A 5,618-nucleotide genomic window follows, 5' to 3' on the forward strand; every position below is an offset into this window, starting at 1 on the left:
ATAATGCCTCTAGCATGAGTCTTCTAACGCACTTAAACTTCTATGGGGTGCGCAGTATATTGTACTAGCCACTGCCCGCTTTAAGTAGGAAAAAACTCTGGCGTGTTTGGGCTTGGAAGCGTGTCTTACTTATTTATTCGGGCATTGTCATATAGGCAGGCATTTGAATATATACCTTACGCCTTGGGCTTTCTGCAATAAAACCTAGCATAAGCATGATAGAAACTACCATAACGAAAACATAATACGGATGTGGGAGCTACGCTGCGCAGAATGCACGTTGTTCTACTACATAGATTTTTATTCAGCATAAAAAAGAATTCCGATAAGGATTACGCTCAATTGAGACACCGTCATCTATATAAGCGTTAACTTCCCTAGTCATTCCTTCTATAGATGAGCCTTTTACAGTGTTTATCGCAGCCTCATCACCCAAGGAAAACAAGATTGCTTCCTCATGTCTCGCAACTGGAATATCAATGTGAAACCTCTTCTCTACAGGATAAGCATCCCATATTGGTTCGCAACATAAATCACTTATGCTCTGCTCCGCAATAAAGTCAATTGCAGCACTTAAGCTCCCTTCCCTTTTTGATAATGACAAACATTTACGCTCAAGTAAATCAAAAATATGATCAAGAGTATCGCAATACTCGCTAACGACACTATAATTAGAATAGCTTTCTACCCTATTCCCTTCTTTTGTTGTATCCTTAGATAAAAGGTCATCATCATTATTGTAGGAATCATTCCTTAGGCGAAACTTAGGAAATAAATCTCTTGCCTTCTGGTTAATATATCCAAGCCAGTCAGAATCACGCCACTTGCTATTCTTAAATCTATTAAAAATGTAGTGCGATATACAATAGCCTTCTTTACTGCTGAAGAGTTCCGTAAGTTGTTCTAAAGTTACGTCATTTGACATTAATAGTCGCATTATTCTCAAGCATCTTCCACTTTTACAACCAATTTCCTCTAGCTTATCTGATATAATACTTCCAAATGTTTCATTCATGCTTGCAAAAGCATATTTAGCCTGATTATTTGACAGGAGGTGTAATAACATCTGAGAAGAATGATCTCTCAGCAATGTTCCGTTGTTAGGCGTTACAGCATTTAAAAAATTTAAAATCCCGTTGCTACAATCGCTTTTATATGAGCTTCTCTTATATGACAGGCTACTGGCTTGTCTATAAATAACATCTAGGTCTTGAAGATATTCTTTCCTGTGACGCTCATCCCAAAGGACTGTCTTGCCATAACCAACAGCGTGGAATACTTTTCTGTTCTGCGCTATATCTGACAGCATTCTTCGTACCGCTTTTTTTCTCAATACCTTATATGAATCACTATTTTCCTTGCCTATCATGGAGTCTTTATCGATATCACTTTTAAAATACAGCATTAGATTCTCTAACATTTGATCTATGCATTCCACACTATGAGATAATAGAATTTTTAATAATTTAATGTAGTTTTTGAAGAATGTACTATCGTCTACCTGCGTACGGCAAGATTCATATACATAGCTAAAGAAGGTATTTCGTTTCACTACTTCTCGGAAGTATAGTCGAAGCGTTGGTGCATCCTTTCCTTCCCCTGAAAAGACTAGTGATATCTCAATAATGTTAGAAACTGCCTCAGTGAATTTGGATATATCTCCAAAACGGTGTGCTATTAGCGCAGTGCATAAATTCAGATATATTCTATTCGCGGAGCAATAATTTCTCTCTTCTTCTTTTTTCCAATTTTTGGAAAAAAACCATCTACTTTCCAATTTTCTAAATATGTAAGATCGCTCTTCTCCTCCAATACCAATTAAAAAGTTATTCAGATGACTGCTATAGGTTAGTGCATCTTTTAGCTCGTTTAATATATCAGAATTACCGACTTCAATTACAAAAGCGGTTTTCTTCTTATCCTGTAAGTAATTGACAGCATATTCTATAAAGGAAGCTGCACAAACGATAGAGGATAAAACAAAACAAGACAAAATAACTGCAAAACCCCACCAAAACTTTGCGGGATCCATATAAGAGCGAAAAAGCAATATAGTTATCATTGCAGTAATTAATATCAGTACTGTTAGCATGCCAACTATTATAGAAGTCCTATAATTCATAAGATGCTCAACCTATTTTACAATTTTTTGCGTTCATGCAATTTTCACGCTGAGCATAGATTTGAGTCTCCCATTTTGGGTAAAAATCACCCCCAGATGAAATACTTCCTTCTACATAAGAGATATAGAAATCGCACATTCCATAAAGATCATTTATTAATATATTTCATAAATAAATCAAGTTTATATCTTAATAATTTTATCATATCCCATAAGATGTGACCATCATCATGTCTTATGACGTTTGTGCATGCATCTGAATATTCGAGATTTTGAATAGAGATAGGGGAATTGGCTGGCCCGCCACGTTACGCACACTCTATGACAAATCTGTTGAGTCTAATCAGAGCATTACAAATTCTGTGATTGCGTCTAGTTTCCCATTAGGGCGTCGTGCTTACTACCACTCCTTATCACGCTAGTCGGAGCTATATAACGAGCCTTAAGTTTTGATAGGTAAGAAGATAGCTGTTCCGTTCAAGGGCAAGCGTACAGAACTGTAAATTTTATTCAATGTATTTCTTGCTAATACGTGTTTTCTCACAACTTATTTGTATATTCTAAGGATTTTAAGCAAGGGATGTTTATATCCCTTTTATATTGAGTAGCTACTGCTTTCTCATAACTGTAGCTTGTCCTCATGTTATGAAGAAGAATTTTTTACCTGAAAAGTAAACAGGTAAATTGAATAGGCTAATTAGCTGGCTTTATGCTTTTCCAGAATGCTAGAGTAAAGTAGTTACGCAAAAGCTATATCTCATCTTTATGAGGTAAAGAGAGTTGGGTTATAATTATTAGTTTTCTGCCCTTCCTATGCACCCATAACTTCTTGCTGATATATACTATTACTACGGTAATTAAAAAGACTGAAGTACAGCAAAAGATCAATTTACTAGGGCTTAAAAAACGTATTTAAAAATGGGCTATATTGAATATTACTTCAATATAGCCCTAAATGCGATATTACCTATCACTTCTTCCTTCTTGCTGTGACGCTTGAGAGACTATTGGAGAATGTCGAGGAGTTATTGTAGGAGATGAATTATCTTCTGCTCTTACTCCTTTCATACCGTCAGCGCACTTTTTTACCTCTGCTACAACGTTTCTAATATCTGCATCAACTACATGAGTAGACCGTCTTTTAGGTCTAGCACCTGCAGAATAATAAAAATCCATCATTGCTGCTTCTGGGTCCAACACATGCTCTGGAATAGGAGCTCTTTCAGGTATAGAAGCAATACCAGATGCTCCGTGAGCAATATTATCATCTTGCTGCCTTATATCCGATTCTCTTTGTTCATCTTTTATGTCAGCTATTCGTGCATTAAAGACGCAAATTTTGTCTCTCGCTGAGCCATCAATAATGATCCTACGTTCTGCTCTGTCTGAAGGAGTAATATTATAAGTACCACTCTTTGCTAAGCAGATATTACCAATATGTGTAAGTATTTTTTCTCCACATTCTTGAGGTATAGGAGAATCATCTTTGGGTATCTGAAAGAATCTCCTACTATACTCTCTGCCATCCCGTGTAACTTGTTGAACTGCTACAGGTAGCGCTGGTAAAGATTCTCTGCTCATGTCAGAAAGTGAATGCCTCAAAGTAGACCTTCTTGCGATTTTTTCGATATCATTAGTAGACTCTATAATTACTCTGTCCAAATAAGGCCCAAAGCCCAAAGGAGAAACGAAATGAGCTGGAACCTTATCTATAAGAGGTCCAGTAATTACTCCGTTTTCAATGTTGACAGTACTATCACCAACGTCTACGTAATTGATGGAATTTTGCCTTAATACTTTCGGAATCTTGTTCTTCAAAATCTCCTGAATTTCCTCATCACTCAGTTTAGAATCTACTGCCTTTTTATAGGAATCAAATATAGATCTAGCAGCCGATATAACATTTTCTGGCTGTTGAGCATGCATTACTAAGTTTATCTCTGCTATAGAAGAGAATTTGTTTAGCATTGCCCAGCTATACATTTCACGTCTAGTCAAATCGTTTTCGGAGTCTGAAAACATCTTGAACATACTATCTGCTATCTTCGGATGCTTTTCCTCAGATAGAACATAATAAGCATTGACACTTTCCGTGAATACTTCAACTGACGCACCCTCTCTGCTACGTACTGCAGAGGCGGTGAAATGGGGCTTGTATGACGTGTCTCCGCTTGCTCCATAAGCGTTTTCCATACTAGAAGTTTCACTTCCTACAGAAGTAATACTGTCATAACTATTGGAACTTTCTTGCATAGGTTCAGTTAGTACCGCACCCATGTCAGCATGAAGCATTTGTTGTCCTTGAGAGATAAGTGCACGTTCAGCATCTATAACCTCTATAGTTGATTTTAATGCTTTTACGTCGTCATCAGACAACATATTTTGTTGCACCATTCCATGTGGAATGGAAGTTGTTGCACCTGCTCCTTCATTAGCCAGAGCTGAGAAATAGCTAATTAATCTAGAAACTTTTCTACCTTCTGGATCATCACGTAATACAGAAGACTCTTTAACTATTTTGGGCTTCTCCTCAAGCATTGCAAGATTAGAAACTCCTTCTAGGAAGTTGATTGCGTCTCTGGAAGGAATTGGTGTATCATCGCTTCCTCCTAAAGGGGGAAGCACCAACCCTTTTCGAGGATCTTTCATATTATTAACAGCTAACGCAATGCGGGGCAGGGAGAGTATATTAGGTTGAATCTCAAAATTCAGATTTGCTCTACGAACTACCTCATTCATATCCCTCAATGCGGCTTGTATCATGCCATCTATACCTTCGCCAAACCCATAAGGAGAAGAAAAATGCATCGTACCCTCAAGACCCTGCACATTTCCATTTTTTATAGTTAATTTTCCATGGTTTAAAGGGATATTTGGTATACCAAACTTACCTAATACGTCACGCATTTCTTTTTTAAGTGCGGCCCGTCTGGTATTGGGATCTCGCAACAAGTCTTCCCATTTAGAAAGTGCATCATACCTTTCAGAACATTTTTGAGCGATAGCGCCAATATCATTCTCATTTCTAAGATCCATAGCAAACTGGCATCCGGCATGCACTCCCATCCTGAGCATGAAGTGCCATCTCTGTAAGTTTACAGATTCCTGTGCAGCCGTAGGAGAAGGTGATGTACTACTTGAAGAAGCAACTGGTAAGATAGATCTATCAAGAGCAGATGATGTTCCTGCTTCTTGTTCCCCAATACTTGTAGCACTTCTATTACTATCTCCAGCAGCTAAATCTTCATGGGCTGAAGTAGCAGGGTCAAAAGCTCTATCACTGCTCAAATCACGCACGTTTTGTGCTTCCCTATCAAGTACAGCAGTATCCTCAAGTGAGGTCGGCGGAGAGGTGAGAGTGCTTCTAGTACTAGAGAATTCATCATCCTCAGATAATGTGCTCGGAGTAGGCACAAAGTCTTGAAAAGAAATCGTTGGAGTAGGTTCTACCGCTGGAACAGCAGTATCCTCAAGTGAGGTCGGCGGAGAGGTGAGA

2 protein-coding genes are annotated in these 5,618 nt (G+C 38.1%); both read right to left on the reverse strand.

What is annotated here, in order from left to right; all coding sequences use genetic code 11:
* Positions 1-304: 304 nt before the first annotated feature.
* Positions 305-2,122, reverse strand: a complete 1,818-nt coding sequence (locus tag KPX09_RS04145) for a hypothetical protein (protein ID WP_249549126.1) — start codon at positions 2,120-2,122, stop codon at positions 305-307.
* A 963-nt stretch (positions 2,123-3,085) separates the two neighbouring features.
* Positions 3,086-5,618: hypothetical protein (locus tag KPX09_RS04150; RefSeq protein ID WP_249549127.1), on the reverse strand; the 2,533-nt coding region annotated here is incomplete at its 5' end.

Source organism: Anaplasma phagocytophilum, assembly GCF_023476575.1.
GTDB classification, from domain to species: Bacteria; Pseudomonadota; Alphaproteobacteria; order Rickettsiales; family Anaplasmataceae; genus Anaplasma; species Anaplasma phagocytophilum_A.